Annotated in this window: 22 protein-coding genes; 17 read left to right on the plus strand and 5 right to left on the minus strand. The window is 33.5% G+C overall.

The window, feature by feature from the left end; all coding sequences use genetic code 11:
* Positions 1–116 precede the first annotated feature (116 nt).
* The 3 genes from arcD to MOO44_RS06090 all read left to right on the plus strand — a co-directional run bounded on the left by arcD (position 117) and on the right by MOO44_RS06090 (position 2,349).
* The gene (gene arcD / locus MOO44_RS06080) at positions 117–1,547 is read left to right on the plus strand and encodes an arginine-ornithine antiporter (protein ID WP_260116256.1); all 1,431 of its coding nucleotides are present in this window, start codon (positions 117–119) and stop codon (positions 1,545–1,547) included.
* A 13-nt stretch (positions 1,548–1,560) separates the two neighbouring features.
* Entirely contained in the window at positions 1,561–2,019 is a 459-nt protein-coding gene (locus MOO44_RS06085; protein ID WP_260116257.1) for an arginine repressor, read from the plus strand.
* A gap of 114 nt (positions 2,020–2,133) precedes the next feature.
* Entirely contained in the window at positions 2,134–2,349 is a 216-nt protein-coding gene (locus MOO44_RS06090) for a hypothetical protein (RefSeq protein WP_260116258.1), read from the plus strand.
* A 47-nt stretch (positions 2,350–2,396) separates the two neighbouring features.
* On the opposite strand, the gene MOO44_RS06095 is transcribed toward MOO44_RS06090, so the two are convergent.
* The 3 genes from MOO44_RS06095 to MOO44_RS06105 form a co-directional block, all read right to left on the minus strand.
* Positions 2,397–3,350 (minus strand): diacylglycerol/lipid kinase family protein, encoded by a 954-nt coding sequence (locus MOO44_RS06095; protein ID WP_260116259.1) that lies wholly within the window; start codon positions 3,348–3,350, stop codon positions 2,397–2,399.
* Positions 3,351–3,425: 75 nt separating this feature from the next.
* A complete protein-coding gene (gene rnjA, locus MOO44_RS06100; protein WP_260116260.1) occupies positions 3,426–5,108 on the minus strand; it encodes a ribonuclease J1 in 1,683 nt (560 codons plus the stop codon).
* Positions 5,108–5,326 (minus strand): DNA-directed RNA polymerase subunit epsilon, encoded by a 219-nt coding sequence (locus tag MOO44_RS06105; RefSeq protein WP_260116261.1) that lies wholly within the window; start codon positions 5,324–5,326, stop codon positions 5,108–5,110. Before MOO44_RS06105 ends, rnjA begins: the two co-directional genes overlap by 1 nt.
* A gap of 173 nt (positions 5,327–5,499) precedes the next feature.
* On the opposite strand from MOO44_RS06105, the gene MOO44_RS06110 reads away from it, so the two are divergent.
* Positions 5,500–5,964, plus strand: a complete 465-nt coding sequence (locus MOO44_RS06110; RefSeq protein WP_260116262.1) for a hypothetical protein — start codon at positions 5,500–5,502, stop codon at positions 5,962–5,964.
* Positions 5,965–5,995: 31 nt separating this feature from the next.
* On the opposite strand, the gene def is transcribed toward MOO44_RS06110, so the two are convergent.
* Positions 5,996–6,556, minus strand: coding sequence for a peptide deformylase (gene def / locus MOO44_RS06115; RefSeq protein WP_260116263.1), 561 nt, complete (start codon positions 6,554–6,556; stop codon positions 5,996–5,998).
* A gap of 81 nt (positions 6,557–6,637) precedes the next feature.
* Between def and MOO44_RS06120 the strand changes: the two genes are divergently transcribed.
* The 11 genes from MOO44_RS06120 to holA all read left to right on the plus strand — a co-directional run bounded on the left by MOO44_RS06120 (position 6,638) and on the right by holA (position 17,179).
* Positions 6,638–6,922, plus strand: coding sequence for a UPF0223 family protein (locus MOO44_RS06120; protein ID WP_260116264.1), 285 nt, complete (start codon positions 6,638–6,640; stop codon positions 6,920–6,922).
* Positions 6,923–7,125: 203 nt separating this feature from the next.
* The gene (typA, locus tag MOO44_RS06125; RefSeq protein ID WP_260116265.1) at positions 7,126–8,961 is read left to right on the plus strand and encodes a translational GTPase TypA; all 1,836 of its coding nucleotides are present in this window, start codon (positions 7,126–7,128) and stop codon (positions 8,959–8,961) included.
* Between the two features lie 117 nt (positions 8,962–9,078).
* Entirely contained in the window at positions 9,079–10,260 is a 1,182-nt protein-coding gene (locus MOO44_RS06130; protein WP_260116266.1) for an FtsW/RodA/SpoVE family cell cycle protein, read from the plus strand.
* Positions 10,261–10,289: 29 nt separating this feature from the next.
* Positions 10,290–10,550 (plus strand): YlbG family protein, encoded by a 261-nt coding sequence (locus MOO44_RS06135; protein WP_260116267.1) that lies wholly within the window; start codon positions 10,290–10,292, stop codon positions 10,548–10,550.
* Between the two features lie 11 nt (positions 10,551–10,561).
* Positions 10,562–11,122, plus strand: a complete 561-nt coding sequence (gene rsmD / locus MOO44_RS06140) for a 16S rRNA (guanine(966)-N(2))-methyltransferase RsmD (protein ID WP_260116268.1) — start codon at positions 10,562–10,564, stop codon at positions 11,120–11,122.
* Positions 11,123–11,124: 2 nt separating this feature from the next.
* Positions 11,125–11,613: a pantetheine-phosphate adenylyltransferase gene (coaD, locus tag MOO44_RS06145; RefSeq protein ID WP_260116269.1), complete on the plus strand. Its 489-nt coding sequence runs from the start codon at positions 11,125–11,127 to the stop codon at positions 11,611–11,613.
* On the plus strand, positions 11,603–12,646 hold the full coding sequence (locus tag MOO44_RS06150) for a SepM family pheromone-processing serine protease (protein ID WP_260116270.1): 1,044 nt from the start codon (positions 11,603–11,605) through the stop codon (positions 12,644–12,646). Before coaD ends, MOO44_RS06150 begins: the two co-directional genes overlap by 11 nt.
* A 71-nt stretch (positions 12,647–12,717) precedes the next feature.
* On the plus strand, positions 12,718–13,422 hold the full coding sequence (locus MOO44_RS06155; protein ID WP_260116271.1) for a helix-hairpin-helix domain-containing protein: 705 nt from the start codon (positions 12,718–12,720) through the stop codon (positions 13,420–13,422).
* 25 nt (positions 13,423–13,447) lie between these two features.
* Entirely contained in the window at positions 13,448–13,930 is a 483-nt protein-coding gene (locus MOO44_RS06160) for a ComE operon protein 2 (RefSeq protein ID WP_260116272.1), read from the plus strand.
* A 173-nt stretch (positions 13,931–14,103) separates the two neighbouring features.
* On the plus strand, positions 14,104–16,161 hold the full coding sequence (locus MOO44_RS06165; protein WP_260116273.1) for a DNA internalization-related competence protein ComEC/Rec2: 2,058 nt from the start codon (positions 14,104–14,106) through the stop codon (positions 16,159–16,161).
* Positions 16,130–17,179 carry a DNA polymerase III subunit delta gene (gene holA, locus MOO44_RS06170; protein ID WP_423802905.1) on the plus strand — a complete coding sequence of 350 codons (1,050 nt, stop codon included), beginning with the start codon at positions 16,130–16,132 and terminating at the stop codon, positions 17,177–17,179. Before MOO44_RS06165 ends, holA begins: the two co-directional genes overlap by 32 nt.
* Positions 17,180–17,389: 210 nt before the next feature.
* On the opposite strand, the gene rpsT is transcribed toward holA, so the two are convergent.
* Positions 17,390–17,644, minus strand: a complete 255-nt coding sequence (rpsT, locus tag MOO44_RS06175) for a 30S ribosomal protein S20 (protein ID WP_260116274.1) — start codon at positions 17,642–17,644, stop codon at positions 17,390–17,392.
* A gap of 252 nt (positions 17,645–17,896) precedes the next feature.
* On the opposite strand from rpsT, the gene rpsO reads away from it, so the two are divergent.
* Positions 17,897–18,166 (plus strand): 30S ribosomal protein S15, encoded by a 270-nt coding sequence (gene rpsO / locus MOO44_RS06180; protein WP_260116275.1) that lies wholly within the window; start codon positions 17,897–17,899, stop codon positions 18,164–18,166.
* A 136-nt stretch (positions 18,167–18,302) separates the two neighbouring features.
* Positions 18,303–20,033, plus strand: coding sequence for a ribonuclease J (locus MOO44_RS06185; RefSeq protein WP_260116276.1), 1,731 nt, complete (start codon positions 18,303–18,305; stop codon positions 20,031–20,033).
* Position 20,034: the final 1 nt, after the last annotated feature.

Below are 20,034 nucleotides of genomic sequence, written 5' to 3' on the forward strand. Positions count from 1 at the left end.
TGTTCTTTTTTTATAAAACTCAAGTTTTTTACAATTCAATGCGTTATAATGGATAAATGTGTCTTATATACATGAAATCGAATAATTATAAATAATGATTAAGGAGCGATGTTATAATGCCACAGGGGCATAAGTTAAGTCTGCTTGAATTAGTCGGATTAGTGATTGGGGCGATTATCGGTGGCGGAGTTTTCAATATTATGCATGATATTGCAGTGGGAGCTGGTCCTGGTGCTGTCATCATTGGATGGATCATTACAGCAGTTGGAATGCTTTCGTTAGCGTTTACTTTTCAAAATCTTACTCAACAGCGTTCGGACTTAGATGCAGGAGTCTTTAGTTATGCAGAGGCTGGTTTTGGTAAGTATATGGGATTTAATTCTGCCTGGGGATATTGGCTTTCTACTCTTTTAGGAACCGTTGGTTATGCAACGCTATTAATGAGTGCAGTGGCTTATTTTTTACCAATTTTTGGAAACGGTCAAAATATTTGGTCCATTTTAGTGGCATCCGTAGTACTATGGGGATGCCATTTTATGATTTTACGAGGAATTGAATCTGCATCATTTATTAACGTGATTATTACAATTGCTAAGTTGATTCCTATTTTTTTATTTATTTTAATTATGATTATTTCATTTCGTTTAAACATTTTTACTGCTGATTTTTGGTTCACTAATAATGAACATTTTGAATTAAATGATGTTTTATCCCAGGTGAGAAGTACAATGCTAGTAACCGTTTGGGTTTTTATTGGCATTGAGGGCGCAGTGGTGTTTTCAAGTCGGGCTAAGAAACGTTCTGACGTTGGGAAAGCAACTGTTTTAGGACTTTCCATTGTGATTTTAATTTATATGTTGATTACGTTGCTTTCATTTGGAGTTATGAAACAATCAGGATTATCACATCTAAGTCAACCGGCAATGGCTGCATTATTAGAAAAAGTGGTTGGAAAGTGGGGAGCGATTGTGGTTAACTTGGGATTGATTATTTCTGTTGCTGGAGCATGGCTATCATTTACCATGTTTGCTGGTCAATTGCCATATGAAGCGGCCAAAGTGGGCACCTTTCCTAAATTTTTTACTAGGGATAATCAAAATGGGGCGCCAGTTAATTCACTGATAGTTACCAACGTCGTAGTTCAATTGTTTATGTTTACATTCTTATTTACTAGTAGTGCGTATAACTTATTTTATTCAATTGCTAGTTCGGCAATTTTGATTCCGTATGCTTTCTCTGCTTTTTACCAATTGAAGTATTCGATCCAAACCGATCGAAGTCCAAAGCAAATTAAAAATATAATCATTGGTGTAGTAGCTAGTGTTTATACTTGCTGGTTATTATTTTCTGCTGGAATTCATTTTATTCTTTTAATTTCGATTTTGTTTATGTTTGGAATTCCCGTTTTTTACTACTTACAAAAATATGATAATCATCATTCACACATATTCAAATGGTATGAAAAAATAATTGCACTGGCAATTTTAATTTTAGGGATCTACTCATTGTTGGGATTGTTTTTAGGATACACTAGTTTCTCTTATTAAGGAGTGATGTTAAATGAAAAAAGAAGTAAGACAAGCTGCAATCGAAAGAATTATTAATCAGTTTCCAATTTCAAAACAAGAACAGCTGATGCATAAATTGAAGGAAGCTGGCATTAACGCTACTCAAGCTACCATTTCAAGAGACATTAGAGAAATGAATATTATTAAGCAACAAGATGGTGATAAATGGCGGTATATGGTCTATAAAAATGATAATCCAAATGAATTAGCCCATTTATATGAATTAATTGAAGATTCAGTAACATCAGCAGAACAGATTCAATTTATTAATATTGTTCATACCATTCCCAGTTATGCTAATAATTTAGCTGCGGTAATTGATGATTTAAAATTAGATAGTATTTCTGGGACGGTTGCCGGTCATGACACTGTCGTTATTTTTTCTGCTAATAATAATTATGCTGAGTCTGTCAATAAGATGTTTATGGACCATTTGAACATCGAGCTTTAAATAAAATGAATTAAAACTATTAACAAACTTATGAATTAGTGTTATATTACCCTTACGCGACAATTTAAGTAACGAATTAATTAATAAATTAAATAATTGTTAGGAGTGTTCACGGTGAGTAATAGATTTGAACTTTTGGTAGAATATAGACAGGCATTCAGGGAATTAGAGAATCTTAAAAATAGCGAGGCAGCAAATGCTAAATTGCTATCAAATGGTCATAATACTATTACGATCGAACCTGAATACGGTAACAAAATGAAGACGCTAACTAAAAAATGTAATACATTGAAAATGATTTTAGCAGCAATGGATGCTTCTGAAGATTAATAAAACCCCTTAGGTATCAGTTAAATGACACCTAAGGGGTTTTTAAATTATTTAATGAATTTAAATGTTGTAATACCAAAATTGGCATTATAAAAATGACCACCAAGTTCTTCATTATCAATATTACCGTATTCAAGTGATGGAATACTAATCTTTAAATTATTACATTCAAATGAGTGCATAAATTTGAGCTTAGAACGTTTTCCAAGAAACATTAAAAGGATGCCCCAGGTAACTAGCAATATATTTTTATTTTCCATTATCATAACGTTTAGTGCTGATTTAGAAATACTGGCATTGGGCATTATTTTTTTATTATTATCGAAATAAGGACCGTTATAAATAGCAAGCCAGACAACCCTTGTAAAATGAGATTTTTCACCGTTAACTGATATGGATAGGGGAAATTCATGGATTGCGTATAAATTGACTAAAATCCGCCAAAAACGTCTAATTCTTTTGAAGTGATTCTGGAACCATTTCCAATGAAATCTAGATTTACTGCTTAGTAAATTGGATTCAAAACCAATTCCCATATTATTTAGAAAATAATGGTAGCGTTCATTAAAGTTATTGAAATAATAACCTATGTTAATTGAATTAACCTGAGTGCTATTTAAAATTTGTTGTAACGCTGCCTGCCAATTTTTAGGGATCTTCATTTCTATTGCAAAATTATTATTTTTACCAGCTGGAATCAAAGCAATTGGCAAATCAATTAATTTATGATTATTTAAAATAGCATTTTTTTGTCCACTAATGACCTGATTCAGCGTTCCATCACCACCAATTACCAACAAAACGTTGTTAAACTGTTTGTCATTAGAATAATCCTTAGTGTACTGTTCAGTAATCAACCTTGCATGATTATGATATTCAGTTATTCTATATTGATAATTAATATTGTTAGCATCTAAGGTATTTTTAATTAGTTGCCAAACATCCGCACTTTTACCATCATTAGCAGTGGGGTTAATAATTATCAGGTATCTGGCTTGCAATGGGTTTACGCTCCTTTATAAGTTATTTAAATCGATTATCTAAAAAAGCGAATTCATTCAGGAATTCGCTTTTCATTAGTGCTTGTTCATAATTAACATTGGTAAGATCAATGGGTGACGCTCAGTTTTGTTAAATAAGAATCTTTGCAAATCATTAATAATTGCACTTCTAATGGTTGCTTCAGTAGCATGTTTATTATGCATGGCTCTGCGAATTGTTCTAAATACTAGTTTTCGTCCTTCATCCAATAGTTTTCCAGACTCACGCATGTAAACAAAACCACGCGATAATAAATCTGGACCGGATTGAATTTCTTGCTTACTTAAATTAATGGTAGCAACAACAACAACAAGACCTTCTTCTGAAAGAATCTGACGATCATGAAGAACTACGTTACCAATATCACCAATTCCATTCCCATCAATATAAACATCACCAGCTGTAAAATGTCCAGCAATTCTAGCTGTATCCTTAGTAAGTGCTAGTACATCACCGTTAGCCATAATAAAACTATTTTTAAGTGGAACTCCACACTGTTCGGCTAGTTCAGTATGAATCTTTAACATCCGGTATTCACCATGAATAGGCATGAAGAATTTTGGTTTCATTAAACGTAACATTAACTTTTGTTCTTCTTGACCACCATGACCAGAGGTATGAATATTATTTACTTTACCATGAATTACTTTAGCTCCCGCTTCTTCTAATTCATTAATAACTTTATTAACACTCACTGTATTTCCAGGAATTGGGTTACTTGAAAATACGACCGTATCATTAGGCTGAATTGAAATTTGACGGTGGGTTCCATTGGCAATTCTTGATAGGGCTGCCATTGGTTCACCTTGTGATCCAGTACATAAAATCAATGTCTTATTTGCTGGTAGTGAAGAAAGTCCAGATGCATCAACAAATGCATCGTCAGGAATATCTAAATAACCTAATTCACGACCGTTTACGATTGCAGCTTCCATACTTCTTCCAAACACAGCAATCTTTCGATTATGAGCAAGTGCAGTATCACAGGCAGTCTTAATTCTGGAAATATTAGAAGCAAAAGTAGCGAAAATAATACGACCCTCAACTTCATCAAAGATATGACGAACAGATTTACCAACCCATTTTTCAGATTTGGTCCAAACGGGTCTTTCTGCATTAGTACTATCTGACATCAAACAAAGGACGCCTTCTTCACCTAACCGGGCCATCTCATGAAGACCAGGTGGCTGGTTGGTAACTGGAGTTAAGTCAAACTTATAATCACCAGTTTGGACAATTACACCAGAAGGCGTATGAACAGCAATCCCTAACGTATCAGGGATTGAGTGGGTCGTCCTAAAGAAAGTCACACTTGTTTTTCTAAATTTAAGGACTGAATTTTCATCAATTCTGTGCATTTCTGCACTTCTTAATAATCCATGTTCTTCTAGTTTATTCTTAATTAAAGCTAGCGCTAATGGTCCGGCATAAATTGGAACGTTTAAATCTCTTAATAAATACGGAACCCCACCAATATGATCCTCATGTCCGTGGGTAATTACTAGTGCCTTGATTTTATCGCGGTTTTCTATTAAGTAATTGTAATCTGGAATTACATAATCAACGCCCAAAAGATCATCTTCTGGAAATTTAATTCCTGCATCTATTAAAATAATTTCATCTTGGAATTGTACCCCGTAGGTATTCTTACCAATTTCGCCTAAACCACCAACGCCATAAATAGCTGTTTCGTTATTTTTGACGTTTAATTTCTTCATTATTTTTCAAACTCCGTAATCTTAAAATCAGGGCTCTTCTTTTCGTATTCAAGATGATTACCCTCTAGTGGTTCAACATATTCAATATTATAGTCCTTGACGGATTCAACCATTGATCTGGCTTCAACTTCTGTATTAGCCTCAACGTAAAGACTCTTAGTGGTTTCCCGTCTAGGAGTCCGTTTAACAGAATCTTGATATAAAACTTTAAAAATCATCCTTTGTAAGTCTCCTTTATTATTTTATGTAACTCTTTTGCATCGATCACGTGCAATCTGCACTAAGTTAATATAATTTTAGCATATTCAAAATAATAAGTATAGTATAGCCACATATAATTGAATGCATGTTAAAATTAAATTAACTAATTGGTGAGGGGGAATGATTAGGATTGTTTTGGGAAGCATTTTTAGGTATCATCATTGCAATTATAATTTATAATTTAATTCATCGCATTTTTGTAGTTAATCCCACTAAAAAAACACAGTTACTTGCTGAAAATCATTGTAAACAAATTTTGAATGATTTTTTAACGTCACTTTCTAAGGATAATGATAACTATAATCTTTCAATTGTTAATTCAAAAGTACTATCGGATGTTTGGGGGCGGGGAATTCAGGTCTTTGAATTCCAAATTGCAGTTGATGAACAAGATGTTACTAAGAAATTATCATTTTTAAAGCAAAATTTGAAGTTAATGTTCGAAGACCGTAATTCAGATCCTAAAATTAATGATCATCAAATTAAGATTACTGATCTATGGCAGTACGATCGATTTATTCACATTGAAATTGCCTATTTAGCAAATCAATCCACCCGTGAATACATTAATGACCTTGAAAGATTAACTGAATAAAAAAGACGCAGCATCTGCTGACGTCTACTTATTAACCAATGAATATTTCATCTTCAGAACGAGAAAATGGATTATCTTTGTCAATATGATCATAAAATAGTGTTCCATGAAGGTGATCAATTTCGTGTTGACAAACGATTGCAGGATAGTTTTTAAGTCTAACTTGATGCTCATTGCCATCTACGTCTTGATATTTAAGGGTAATTCTAGCTGAACGTGGTACGTATCCTGCAATATCTTTATCAACTGATAGACATCCTTCACCCTCGGTCAACGCGCATCTTTGAACTGCATTTGAAATAATTACCGGATTAATGATAACATCCTTAAAAATTGGATTATCAGGATCTTCTTCATTCGGAACTAGGACGGATGCCATCATTTCACTAACGCCAACTTGTGGAGCAGCTAGGCCGACTCCGGCACGTAGATGATACTTTTTGCACAGTTCATCGTTTTGGCTGACTTCCAAGTATTCCATTAGGTTATGAGCTAACTTTCGATCTTCATCGCTTAGTGGAAACTTAACTTTTTGAGCTTGCTTTCTTAGAACGGGATCTCCGTCTCTTACAATATTCTCCATTAAAAACAAAATAATTCCCTCCAAATCTTTACGTTTAATTTTAGCACATTTTCGTTTTTTAGTAATATAAATTAAGGAGTCTTTTGATTTATGAAGCCAAATTATCAATATCCGCTTTTTGAAGAGTGGAACCGTGATGAGTTAGTCAAGGTTTTTAAACTATACCAGTTAGTAGAAGATGCATATGAACTTAACAGTGGAACTAACTGTCAATCACTACTAGCTGCATATAATGACTTTAAAAAAATTATTCCAGCTAAGGGGGAACAGCGGACTCTTGAGCGGGAGTTTGAACATAATTCTGGATATAATATTTTTAAATGTGTCAAGGCGGCTCAAAATTCTAATAGAAAAATGTTTAAAATGAATAAGTAATTTTTGACTAGTGAAGTGATTTAAGTTACTATTAATAATGATAATTAAGATGGTACTATTATGCTGTGACTAATTTAGTTACAGTTTTTGTTATGGATTAATGCAAAACGACTTTTTTAAAACCGGTTTTTGTATTATACTGAATAGTATTACGTATATCTGTTACAATACTAATTTTTATTAGTGTGAAGGGAAGGAATAACTTGAAAACAAGAGACAACATTCGCAATATCGCTATTATTGCCCACGTTGACCACGGTAAAACTACGTTAGTTAACGAATTGCTAAAACAATCAGATACATTGGACCAACATACAGAAATTGGCGATCGTGCCATGGATACCAACGATATTGAAAAGGAACGTGGAATCACGATTCTTTCAAAGAATACTGCCGTTAAGTATGGTGACAAGCAAATCAATATCTTGGATACTCCAGGACATGCCGATTTCGGTGGTGAAGTTGAACGTATCATGCGGATGGTTGATGGTGTTCTTTTAGTTGTTGATGCATTTGAAGGAACGATGCCACAAACTCGTTTCGTTTTGAAAAAAGCACTAGAACAACATTTAACTCCAATCGTTGTTATTAACAAGGTTGACCGTGAAGGAGCTCGTCCTGCAGAAGTAGTTGACGAAGTTTTGGACCTTTTCATTGAACTAGGTGCAGATGAAGACCAACTTGAATTCCCAGTTCTATATGCTTCTGCAATGAATGGAACTTCAAGCTACAGTGATGATCTTGCATCACAAGAACACACTATGAAGCCAGTTTTTGATACCATTATCAAAACGATTCCAGCTCCAATTGATAACTCAGATGAACCATTACAATTCCAAGTTGCAATGCTTGATTATGATGATTTCTTGGGTCGAATTGGTGTTGGTCGAGTTTTCCGTGGTAAGATTAAAGTTGGGGATAACGTTACCGTTATGAAACTTGATGGTTCTACTCAAAACTTCCGGGTTACTAAGTTAATGGGATTCCTTGGATTAAATAAGGTTGATATTGATGAAGCTGAAGCAGGGGACTTGATTGCTGTTTCAGGGATGGAAGACATTAATGTTGGTGAAACCGTTGTTGATCCATCTAAAAAGGAACCGCTTCCAGTATTGAGAATTGATGAACCAACCCTTCAAATGACTTTTGGTTCTAATACTTCACCATTTGTGGGTAAAGATGGTGACTTCGTTACTGCTCGTCAATTGCTTGAAAGATTACAACGTGAATTGCACACTGATGTTTCCCTCCGGGTTGAAGACACTGGTGAACCAGGTTCATGGACTGTTTCAGGTCGTGGTGAATTACATTTATCCATTCTAGTTGAAACACTTAGACGTGAAGGATACGAATTACAAGTTTCCCGTCCAAAGGTTATTCTTCGTGAATTTGATGGTGAAATGTGTGAACCATTTGAATCTGTTCAAATTGATACGCCAGAAGAATATTCTGGATCAATTATCGATACCTTATCACAACGTAAGGGAACTATGGAAAATATGGAAAACACTGGAAACGGTCAACAACGTTTGACTTTCTTAGTTCCATCACGTGGTTTAATCGGATATCCAACTGAATTTCTTTCAATTACTCGTGGATACGGAATTATGAACCACAGTTTCTCCAAATACCTTCCAGTTATCAAGAAGTGGAACCCAGGTCGTAAGAACGGAGCGTTAGTTTCAATCAACGCTGGTAAGACTACTACCTACGCAATCATGGGAATTGAAAGTCGGGGGACTATCTTTGTTGATCCAGGAACTGAAGTATACGAAGGAATGATTGTTGGTAAAAATAGTCGTGATAATGATATTTCAGTTAATATCACTAAGGGTAAGAAGTTAACCAACGTTCGTGCTTCTGGTTCTGATGATATGGCTAAAATTAAAGAACCTGATCATTTAACGCTTGAAGAATCATTGGAATTCTTAAATGACGATGAACTTTGTGAAGTAACTCCTCATTTTGTTCGCCTTCGTAAGAAGACATTAAACACTAAGCAACGTGAAAAAGAAGCTAAGGTTGCTCGTCATAACTAATCATTAATTAAAAGGGTGGAGAATTTAATTCTTCATCCTTTTTTTAATCTCATTAATTGACAATAATAATGTATGATATAATTAATTTAATTACTAATTTTTGGAGCCTGATTTGAAATGAATTTAAAAAGTATATCTAGAAACGTAGATTATTACCTTTTAATCCCATACACCATTTTGTGTATATTAGGAATTATTATGGTCTTTTCTGCCAGTTCTAATATTGAAATGCAAAATGGTGGTAGTGCCATTAGTTATTTATTTAAACAAACTTCATATGTTTTTTTTGGAGTAGCAATTTTGTTAATTATATTTAGATTCAAAAACGGCTGGCTTAAGAATAAAAAGCTTTTAAATATTGTTGGAATTCTGTTTATTCTAATTTTTATCTATCTACGATATTTTGGAACTTCCATTAATGGTTCTCCTGGTTGGCTTAATATTCATGGATTTGGAATTCAACCAGCAGAGTTTGTTAAATTTTATTTTATTCTAAGATTCGCTAGGGTTTTGGGTGATGATGAGCAAAGACCCGATGTCTTTGATGGTTGGGGGACCTTTTTTAAGTCTCATTTAAAGTCAATGATTATTTTTATCTTTATTGTGGTGATGATTTTTCTGTTACCAGATTTAGGTGGGGCATTAATCAATGTAACCATCGTTGTGATCATGTTATTAGCATCTGGAATTAGTTATAAGCGATCATATCGATGGTTAGCTGGATTTCTTGCCATAGCGTTTGGCCTTTTATATTTTTTGGCTTATGGCCCTTTTCAGTCCTCTAATTTTATGAAAAGTAGCTACATGCTCCAAAGAGTGGTGGCTTTTGCTAACCCCTTTTCCCATGCTAATGGGGTCGGGCAGCAACTAGTGAATTCATACTACGCAATTAGTAACGGTGGATTCTTTGGGACCGGGATTGGAAACAGTATTCAAAAAACGGGGTATCTCCCAGAACCAAATACTGATTTTATCATGGCGATTATTGCAGAGGAACTGGGTTTAATTGGCGTTATTTTAATTATGGTTCTCCTGTTAGTATTAATATTAAGAATTATTGTAATTGGAATTCGCGATCGAAGTAACTACAATGCTTTAATTTGTTATGGAACTGCTACTTATATGGTAGTTCAATCTTACTTTAACGTTGGTGGAGTAATTGGAATTCTCCCGATTACTGGGGTAACATTTCCGTTTATTAGTTATGGGGGTTCCAGTATGTTTACACTATGTTTATGTTTAGGAATGGTGTTAAAAATTAGCTATAAACAAAATGAACGAAAGCTTGCAAATAAATAATTTAAGCTTGTGAAGGGTGACTATTAATTTTGAATGTTAAGAATCGAATTGGTTTAATCGTTTATGTCTATTCTGCGAAACAATCTCGTTTTTTAAAGAAGTATGGTATTTTAGATTATGTTTCTAAACGGATGCATTATGCAATTATTTACGTAGATGCTGATTTAGCTGATGATAAGGTTGCTGAATTAAAAAAGTTAAAATCAGTACGAAATGTAGAAAAATCGCCATTAATGGATCTCTCAACAAGTTTTGCAAACAACCAAAGTTTAGATGATGATGATGAATAGGGTGGTTCAATTTGAGAGTAATATCAGGTAAATTTGGGAAACGGTCATTAAGGGCCGTTCCGGGTCGACTAACTCGTCCAACTACTGATAAGGTAAAAGAATCTCTATTTAATATGATTGGGCCTTATTTTGATGGTGGAAATTTTTTGGACTTATTTGCTGGTTCTGGAGGAGTTGCGATTGAAGCTGTTTCACGTGGGTTTAATAGTGCAACTTTAGTTGATAAACAATATGCTGCAATTAAAACAATTAACGAAAATATTAAATTAACTCGCGAACCAGAGCGGTTTAATGTTTATAAAATGACTGCTGAAAGTGCATTGAATAAGCTTTCTAAAAACAGCATTTCTTTTGATATGGTTTTTTTGGATCCGCCTTACAAACAAGCTAAAATGATTAATGATTTAGCTAACCTTTCGAAATTAAAATTATTAAATCCAGGTGCATTAGTAATTTGTGAAACGGATAATAACACCGTTTTAGCTGATGATGTTCCAAATTATCAGTTAATTCGACAAAAGGAATATGGTTTAACGGTAGTTTCAATCTATAAATTTATGGAGGATGATTAATTGTGACTAAGGCTGTTTTTCCAGGTAGCTTTGATCCACTGACAAATGGTCATTTAGATATTATTAATCGGGCAAGTCGACTATTTGATCATTTAGTGGTGGTAGTTGGATATAATAATCAAAAAAAATCATGGATCGATGTTAATAAAAGAGTTGATCTAATTCAACGTTCAGTAGATAGGTTAACAAATGTATCCGTATTATCTACTACTGGATTAATTGTTGATTTAATGGAACAAATTGATGCGCAAGTAATTATCCGAGGGGTCCGTAATACTAATGATTTTGATGCAGAAAAATCACTTGCTAATTTTAACCGTCAATTAGGTAGTGATATCGATACGGTTTTAATCCCGACTACAACAAATTTTGAATCATTATCATCAACAAGGGTTCGTGAATTATACCATTTTAAAAAATCAGTAAAAAATTATGTTCCCCAACCAGTATTCGACTTTATAAATGAAAAGCGGGGATTGGATGAAAAATAAGAAAAAGCACCGTTACTTAAAATATGGAATATTAATTGGGGTGGTGCTGTTAATTGCAGCCTGCTTTTTGTTGCCAATTCCTCGATTTATTGAGGGTCCGGGTGGTGCTGATAATTTAAAACCAATTGTTAAAATTAAGGGCCATGCTGATAATAAGGGCGGAGAATTTATGCTAACTTCAGTAGGAATTGGTCAAGCGACCCCAGCCTCATATGTGTATGCTAAATTAAATCCGTACTACTCAATTGAAAAAATTCAAGATGTAACCGGCGGTCAGGATAATGCAACTTATGATCGATTACAGAATTTTTATATGCAAAGCGCAATTAATGAAGCAATTTATACCGCATATCATGCAGCACATCAGGATGTAACTAAGAAATATCGTGGGATTTATATTATTGATGTTTTAAACACTTCTAAGTTTAAAAATGTAATCCATGTTGGTGATACAATTGTAAGGGTGAATGGCCATCGCTTCAATTCAGCATTAGGGTACCAAAATTATATTCGAAAACAAAAAGTGGGAGCCCCACTTAAAATTGGTTATTACCATAATTCAAAATATAAAGAAGTTACTAAACCATTAACTAAATTGCCAAATACCAATCAACCTGGGATTGGAATTACTTTGACTGATAATTTAAAAGTAACGACTAAAATTCCAATTAAGGTTAATCCTGGTCAAATTGGAGGGCCATCTGGTGGTTTAATGTTTTCATTGCAAATTTATAGTCAACTAACTGGTAAGGATATCAGAAAAGGCCGTAAAATTGCTGGGACTGGAACCATTAATGCGGATGGATCAGTGGGTGAAATCGGTGGAATTGATAAGAAAATCATCGCTGCAAAGCGACAGGGAGCTACGATTTTCTTAGCTCCGTATGTGAAACCCACTAGGGCAGTTAAATCAATTGAGCCAGATCATTTAACTAACTATGAATTAGCAGTTAAAACAGCTAAGCGTTATGCACCTAATATGAAGGTAATTCCAGTTACTTCATTTAAAGATGCACTATCTAAATTGAAATAATTTAAAAACTAAGTAATTACAATAATTGCTTAGTTTTTTTCGTATTTAGTAATTAGATAGGAGGGTAGCAGATGAATAGGATGAAAGAGCTAATTGATAGCTATCGTTATTACATTATCGGTGGATGTGGCATAGTTGTGGTTATTTTAATCATTTTTTTATTAGTTGGAAATGGTGATAACAAAACACCAGAGACCAATCAATTTGAAAGTAGTTTTAATTCTGGAATTGAGAATAGTAATAGTACTAATACTGAATCTACATCAGTAGTTAGTGTTAGTTCATCAGCTAGTTCTGATGGGAAATTAGTCGTTGATATTAAGGGGGCCGTTAAACATCCTGGTATTTACAAGGTAGATGTTGATACACGGGTATCTAATTTAGTTGACTTAGCAGGTGGATTTAGTAAATCAGCTGATCACAAAAATGTTAATTTAGCACAGCGACTAAATGATCAACAAGTTATATATATTCCCATAAAAGGCGAGGTTAAGGGTAACCGACACCTAAATCAATCAATGGATTCCAATATAAGTAATGGGCAAAGCCAGCTGGATTCGAGTAGTAATTCTGGTGATAATAATGGTAAAATTAATATTAATACTGCAGATAAAGAACAATTACAAACAATAAATGGAATTGGTGAAAAGAAGGCAGAAAATATTATTAGTTATCGTCAAGAAAAGGGCAATTTTAAAAGTATCGATGATATTAAGAATACCGATGGAATTGGCGATAAAATGTTTGAAAACATTAAGAATAGCATTACTGTTTAGTGTTTATAGATAAGGAGGAATTTTCATGGCTAAGAAGCGAATTCCATGGGATCAATACTTTATGTTACAAGCTGTGCTAATATCTACTAGAAGTACCTGTAACCGACTATCAGTTGGGGCTAGTTTGGTTCGTGATAAGCGAATTATCGCTGGCGGATATAATGGATCGGTTGCGGGGGATGCCCATTGTACTGATGATGGTTGTTATATGGTCGATGGTCACTGTTTACGGACCATTCATGCTGAAATGAATGCAATCTTACAATGTGCTAAATTTGGCGAGCCTACTGATGGTGCTGAAATTTATGTAACTGATTTTCCCTGCTTACAATGTACGAAAATGTTATTGCAAGCTGGAATCGTTAAAATTAATTACTTGCGTAACTATAATAATGATGACTATGCAATGCATTTAATTAAATTAAAACAAATTGCGCTACAACAAGTTGAATTAGATCAACAAACTTTATCGATGTTACCATTTAATACCTATTTATCTGATAAATAATTTTAAAGAACAGTCTAATATTTATTGCGCTCTTATGGCTTTCCATTAGCGTTATTTTTTTCGGTAATTTAATTCTAGGCATTTTACTATGTGCCTATGTTTCGTTAAGAATCATTTGTCTTGGGGAGCTAAGGGTAATTTTAATTGCAATTATCTCCTCAACCTTATTTATATTGATTTGCACTTTAAACGTCCGTCAAGGAAATCAAAATCAGCTGGTCGTTGATGGACAACGAGTGGTTACCCTAAGGGTTCAACCGGATCAAATAACGATTCAACCTGACTATTATTATGGGAAGGCAACTATTTGGGGGTCTAAAAAACAGGTTTTATTCTCAGGATCGATTAATGAATCATCACTGCTTCACCATGGAGAGGCCAGTAAGCAATCTTTTTTGATGGTAGTTAATGCTGAAATTAAAGAAATTGATTCCGCAACGAACCGAAATCAATTTGATGCTCGTCGTTATTATGCGGTCCAAGGGATTCAAAATTCCATCAAAATTAAAAAAATTATTAATATTACTGATGCCCCTAATTTTAACCTAGTTGATGCAATTCATTCATTTCGATTTGGCCTAATTAATTATGCGGAAAAATTACCTAAACCACTTAATTTATACGCTTTAAGTTTAATTATTGGTGAAATGAATGCAGATGTTTATGATGAAATTGTTGGAATTAAGCAGCTGGGGTTAATTCATTTATTTAGCATCTCTGGATTGCATGTTTATTATTTTATTAGTATCTTGGAGCGAATCTTGATTTACTTAAGATTACGACGTGAGCATTATCAAATTTTAATTATGTTCATTTTGCCTCTTTATTTCATATTTTCGGGTTCCTCTGTGGGGCTATTACGTGCGGTATTAATGGTTGAATCGGGACTGATTGCTAGATATTTTAAATTAAGAGTTGCTGGAATTGATATTTGGAGCATTGCATTGATAATTAATTTAATACTAGTTCCTCAGATGACAATTCAATTTGGAAGCCAATTAAGTTATGCACTTTCGTTTGGATTGATTTTTACTAATAAAATGGGCTTTTTTAAGCAAACGGTTTTAATGAATATGCTGAGTATTCCATTTGTAATTTTTCATGTTTATGAGTGGCATATTTTAACCTTTATGGCAAACTTATTAATTTTACCATTATTTTCAATTATTATTTTCCCGGTAGTAATTATTGGAATGGCTGTCTTTCCCTTTATGCCACTTTTATCTATTTGGCTTGCTCAATTTTTATCTATTTTTGATTTAGTGGTTAATTGGATGGGTGCGCTCCCTGGAAATGTTTTATTTGGTAAACCACCGGTTTTAATTAGTGCTATATTATTTATTTTAACGTTAATATTAGTAAATAAACCGAATGTTAAATCATGGACAATCTTAATTAGTGTTTACTTATTTACATTTCTAATGATTCATTTTCCTATTACTGGTGAGGTGTCCTATTTTGATGTTGGACAGGGCGATAGTTTTTTGATTAGATCACCATTTAATAGATCAATTAATTTAATTGATACTGGTGGTAAGGTGATTTTCGGTAAACAACAAGTTCAAACTAAATTTAACGCTGAAAAGACATCAATTAATTACTTAAAGAGTATTGGAATTAATAGAATCGATAATCTATTTATTACCCATCAAGATGCTGATCATTGTGGGGATCTACCTGCTTTTTTGACTAAAATGAAGGTTAATAATTTGGTTATTCCAATCGGGATGCAGAATAATCGAAATTTTATGGCTAAAATTAGTGGTAAAATGGGTAAAACTAAGTTATTGTTAGCAAGTTCTGGAATGGAGTTTGCTAATCGAACAATTAAGGTATACCATCCGTTTGATTCTGGAATGGGGGCAAATGAAGATTCACTAGTTCTTGGTAGTAAGATTAATAATATTAATTGGATATTTACCGGAGACCTTGATCAAAATGGTGAAAAACAAGTTATTAGTAAATATCCGGAATTAAGGGCTGATGTTTTAAAAGCAGGTCATCATGGAAGTAAAACCTCGAGTGCTCCTGAATTCTTAAATCAATTGAGTCCAAAGGTTGCAATTATTTCCGCTGGTCGAAATAATCGGTATGGACATCCTAATTCTGACGTAATTAAATTATTTAACCAAAAACGAATTAAGATTTATAATACCCAAATTGACGGGATGATTTCATATCATTACGGTGGATTTAATGGTGGCGAATTTAAAACTTATATGGAGAGGTGAGCAAGTGAATTATTATGAAATAAGTGATCAAGTTAAAAATAGGAATCTAAAATCACTGTATTTAATTACTGGCAAGCAGGAGTATTTGATTGACCAACTAAAAAATCAATTTATTAATGTAATCCCAAAGGACGAACGAACAATGAATTTTGCAAGTTACGATATGGAAACCACTCCACTGGATGATGCAATGAATGATGCAATGTCTGCACCTTTTTTTGGTGAACACCGGTTGGTGATTATAAATAATCCATTATTTTTAACTGGTGAAAAAAGTAAAAATAAGATCGATCATGATATTGATTCTCTTTTAAAATACATTCAAAAACCAATGCCTTCAACTATTTTAGTGATAATTGCTCCTTATGAAAAATTAGATGCTAGAAAAAAGATTGTTAAACAATTAAAAAAAGCTGCTGTTCAAGTAGATTTACAGTCAGTAAATGAATTTGAAACTAAGCAATATGTAAATACTTTTTTAAATCAACATGGATATCAAATTGATTCGCGTGTTATGGACCAATTAATTCAAAGAACTGATGGTCAATTATCTGCTATTATGAGTGATTTACCTAAGGTGATGATATATTGCCATCAAGATAAACAAATAACTACTAATGCAGTTAATAGTCTGGTGACTAAGACTTTAAATCAAAATATTTTTACCCTTGTTGATATGGTATTAAGAAAACAAACAACATATGCGGTAAGTCTATATCAAGAACTAATAATGGAGGGCCAGTCCTCCATTCAAATCAATGCTGTTTTATTAGGTCAATTTAGATTATTATTGCAGGTATTGGTGCTTAGTAAATATGGATATAGTCAGGGAAAATTGGCAAGTGCACTAAAAGTACACCCATTTCGGGTTAAATTAGCGATGCAAACGATTCGTAAATATCATTTTACAGAGTTAAAACGTGCCTTTTTAGGATTAAGTGATATTGAAAAACAGTTAAAAAGTACTAATGAATCACCAGAACTACTTTTTGAAATGTTTATGTTAAAATTTGCATAATAAAAATGGGTTTTGATATAATATGGATCCTATTAAATAAACAGACCATAATAAGAGTTTTTACTTATTATGGCCTGTTTTACTTTGTGAAATATAAAAAATGATTCCAGGCAGAAGAGATTATTATTCTTCTACTCAGAACCATTGATTTTAAGGAGTTATGCTGTAATTCCTTAAAATAAAAAGCCCAGTCATGAGCTGAGCTTTTTATTACTTATTAAAAAGTCTAGTAAGACGAGACTTATCACGACTAGCCTTGTTAGCTTTGATTAAACCTTTTGATTTAACGTGGTCAATCTTGCTAATGGCAGCCTTGAAAGTTTCTTCAAGATTATCAGAACCAGTTGCTTGAGCTTTTTCAAACTTCTTGATAGCATTTCTCATTGCACTCTTTTGAACAATGTTTTCTTTTTCTGCTTTTTCATTAGTCTTAACACGCTTGATAGCGGATTTAATTACTGGCATGATTTCACCTCCAAATACGAAGTAATTGTCCATAATTCAACACTTTTTTATTATACATACTCATTATCCCAATTGCAATAGAATTAGATAAATCAGGGCTAATGATACAATTAAATAAAAAAATGGTTGAATAAAGTGTGATTATTTAGTATTATGTATAGGTAAAACAATTTTAACCTTAACTTAGTTTTCCACCGTCTCACTGGTGATTACTCAGTAATAGGTGTTTATAAATGAAAGGTGGGATTTTTTATGGCTCTTACACAAGAACATAAAAACGAAATTATCAAGAAATATGCTCGTCACGAAGGTGACACTGGTTCAGCAGAAGTACAAATCGCGGTTTTAACTGCTGATATTAATGAAATTAATAATCACATGAAAGCACACAAAAAAGACTTTCATTCACAACGTGGATTAATGAAAAAAATCGGGCATCGTCGTAATCTAATTGCTTATTTACGTAATAAGGATGTACAACGTTACCGTGAATTAATTAACAGCCTTGGCCTACGTCGTTAATACTGTTAAGAGGCGGATTGCATTAATGCAGTCCGCTTTTTTAATACATAATAATCCGTTCAGTTTTAAAGTATGATAAAATAATTCATAGATATTATGAACGTGATTAAAAAAGAAATAATTTCTGAGGTGAACTATGAAGGAAAAGGTAAAAATTATTCCACTTGGTGGGGTAAGAGAAGATGGTGAAAATTTGTACGCCGTTGATATTAATGACGGTATTTATGTGCTTGACTGTGGATTAAAGTATCCTGAAAATGAAATGTTAGGAATTGATTTTGTGATTCCTGATATGACCTATTTAAGGGAAAATCGTGATCGTATCGTAGGGGTCTTTTTAACTCATGGACATGCTGATGCAATTGGTGCATTACCATACTTCTTAGCTGATTTTGATGTTCCAGTTTTTGGTTCTGAGTTAACGATTGCTTTGGCAAAATTGTTAGTTAAGGATAATAAGGGAAGCAGTAAGTTCAATAATTTTAATGTCATTAATGAAGACAGTGAGATTATTTTTGATGATGCTACGGTTACATTTTTCAAAACGACCCACTCAATTCCTGAATCAATGGGAATTGTTCTTGATACTAAATTTGGTAAAATTGTCTATACTGGTGATTTTAAATTTGATCAAACTGCATCTGAGGACTATCAAACTGACTATGCAACCCTAGGTGATATTGGTCGTAGTGGTGTATTAGCATTATTAAGTGATTCTTCTAATGCTGAAAATCCAAATCAAAGTACGAATGAGCGCAAAATTGCTAATTACATTGATAGTACCTTTGCATACAACGATAGTAGAATTATTGTTGCTTGTGCCGCTTACAATATTTTACGAATTCAGCAGGTGTTTAATGCTGCTGCCAAAAGTGATCGTAAGGTATTTTTAACTAATCAAAATTTAGAGAAAATTGTCAATACAGCCATGAAATTAAAAAAGCTGCATCTTCCTAAAAAGGATTTATTGATTTCAAAAGTTTCTGAATTAGATAAATTGGATCCATCTGAAACTGTAATCTTACAAACTGGTAAGATGGGTGAACCAATCAAGGCATTGCAAAGAATGACTAGTAAACAATCTAATAATAATCCAATCAGCATTAAAAAGGGTGATTTAGTATTAATCGCAACTACTCCTGCACCCGCAATGGAAACAAATGTTGCTAGAACTCGTGATATGATTTATAAGGCCGATGCTGAAGTCAAAATGATTTCAGACGATATTAAGTCTTCGGGAGATGCTAGTCAAGAAGATTTACAGTTTATGTTAAATGTTCTTAAACCCAAGTATTTAATTCCAGTTCAGGGTGAGTACCGGATGCTAGAAGCGCATGCTGGTGTTGCTGAGGAAGTTGGTTTCCCAGAAAAGAATATTTTCATTCCAGCCAAGGGAGACGTTTTGGAATACGATGGCAATAAGATGATCAGGGCTAATGGTGTCGATGCCGGTGACGTCATGATTGATGGAATTGGTGTTGGTGATATTGGAAACATTGTCCTACGTGATCGTAAGGTATTATCAGAAGATGGTATTTTTGTGGTTGTAGTTACAATTAATAGAAAGAAAAAGACTGTAATTGCACAACCAAAGATTACTTCACGTGGGTTTATCTATGTTAAGGCTAATAAGTCACTTATGAACGAAGCTTCTAAGATTGTTTATGATGCTGTTCAGTACAATTTAGATAATAAGGAATTTGATTGGGGACACTTGAAACAAGACGTCCGTGATAAATTAAGCTCATTCTTATTTGATAAGACCAAGCGGCGTCCAGTTATTTTACCGGTCATTATGGAAGTTCATCAACATCATAAGGGACATAAAGGTAGTAAAAGAGGAACCAGTCCGAAGGGTAATAACTAAA

Origin of the sequence: Nicoliella spurrieriana (assembly GCF_023380205.1) — a bacterium.
Taxonomy (GTDB): domain Bacteria; phylum Bacillota; class Bacilli; order Lactobacillales; family Lactobacillaceae; genus Nicoliella; species Nicoliella spurrieriana.

What these genes read in the sequence shown, in the direction of transcription:
- arcD (WP_260116256.1), top strand. Translation starts at nt 117, where the DNA reads ATGCCACAGGGGCATAAGTTAAGTCTGCTTGAATTAGTCGGATTAGTG.
- MOO44_RS06085 (WP_260116257.1), top strand. Translation starts at nt 1,561, where the DNA reads ATGAAAAAAGAAGTAAGACAAGCTGCAATCGAAAGAATTATTAATCAG.
- rnjA (WP_260116260.1), bottom strand. Translation starts at nt 5,108, where the DNA reads ATGAAGAAATTAAACGTCAAAAATAACGAAACAGCTATTTATGGCGTT.
- MOO44_RS06105 (WP_260116261.1), bottom strand. Translation starts at nt 5,326, where the DNA reads ATGATTTTTAAAGTTTTATATCAAGATTCTGTTAAACGGACTCCTAGA.
- MOO44_RS06120 (WP_260116264.1), top strand. Translation starts at nt 6,638, where the DNA reads ATGAAGCCAAATTATCAATATCCGCTTTTTGAAGAGTGGAACCGTGAT.
- MOO44_RS06130 (WP_260116266.1), top strand. Translation starts at nt 9,079, where the DNA reads ATGAATTTAAAAAGTATATCTAGAAACGTAGATTATTACCTTTTAATC.
- MOO44_RS06150 (WP_260116270.1), top strand. Translation starts at nt 11,603, where the DNA reads ATGAAAAATAAGAAAAAGCACCGTTACTTAAAATATGGAATATTAATT.
- MOO44_RS06155 (WP_260116271.1), top strand. Translation starts at nt 12,718, where the DNA reads ATGAATAGGATGAAAGAGCTAATTGATAGCTATCGTTATTACATTATC.
- MOO44_RS06160 (WP_260116272.1), top strand. Translation starts at nt 13,448, where the DNA reads ATGGCTAAGAAGCGAATTCCATGGGATCAATACTTTATGTTACAAGCT.
- rpsT (WP_260116274.1), bottom strand. Translation starts at nt 17,644, where the DNA reads ATGCCAGTAATTAAATCCGCTATCAAGCGTGTTAAGACTAATGAAAAA.
- rpsO (WP_260116275.1), top strand. Translation starts at nt 17,897, where the DNA reads ATGGCTCTTACACAAGAACATAAAAACGAAATTATCAAGAAATATGCT.
- MOO44_RS06185 (WP_260116276.1), top strand. Translation starts at nt 18,303, where the DNA reads ATGAAGGAAAAGGTAAAAATTATTCCACTTGGTGGGGTAAGAGAAGAT.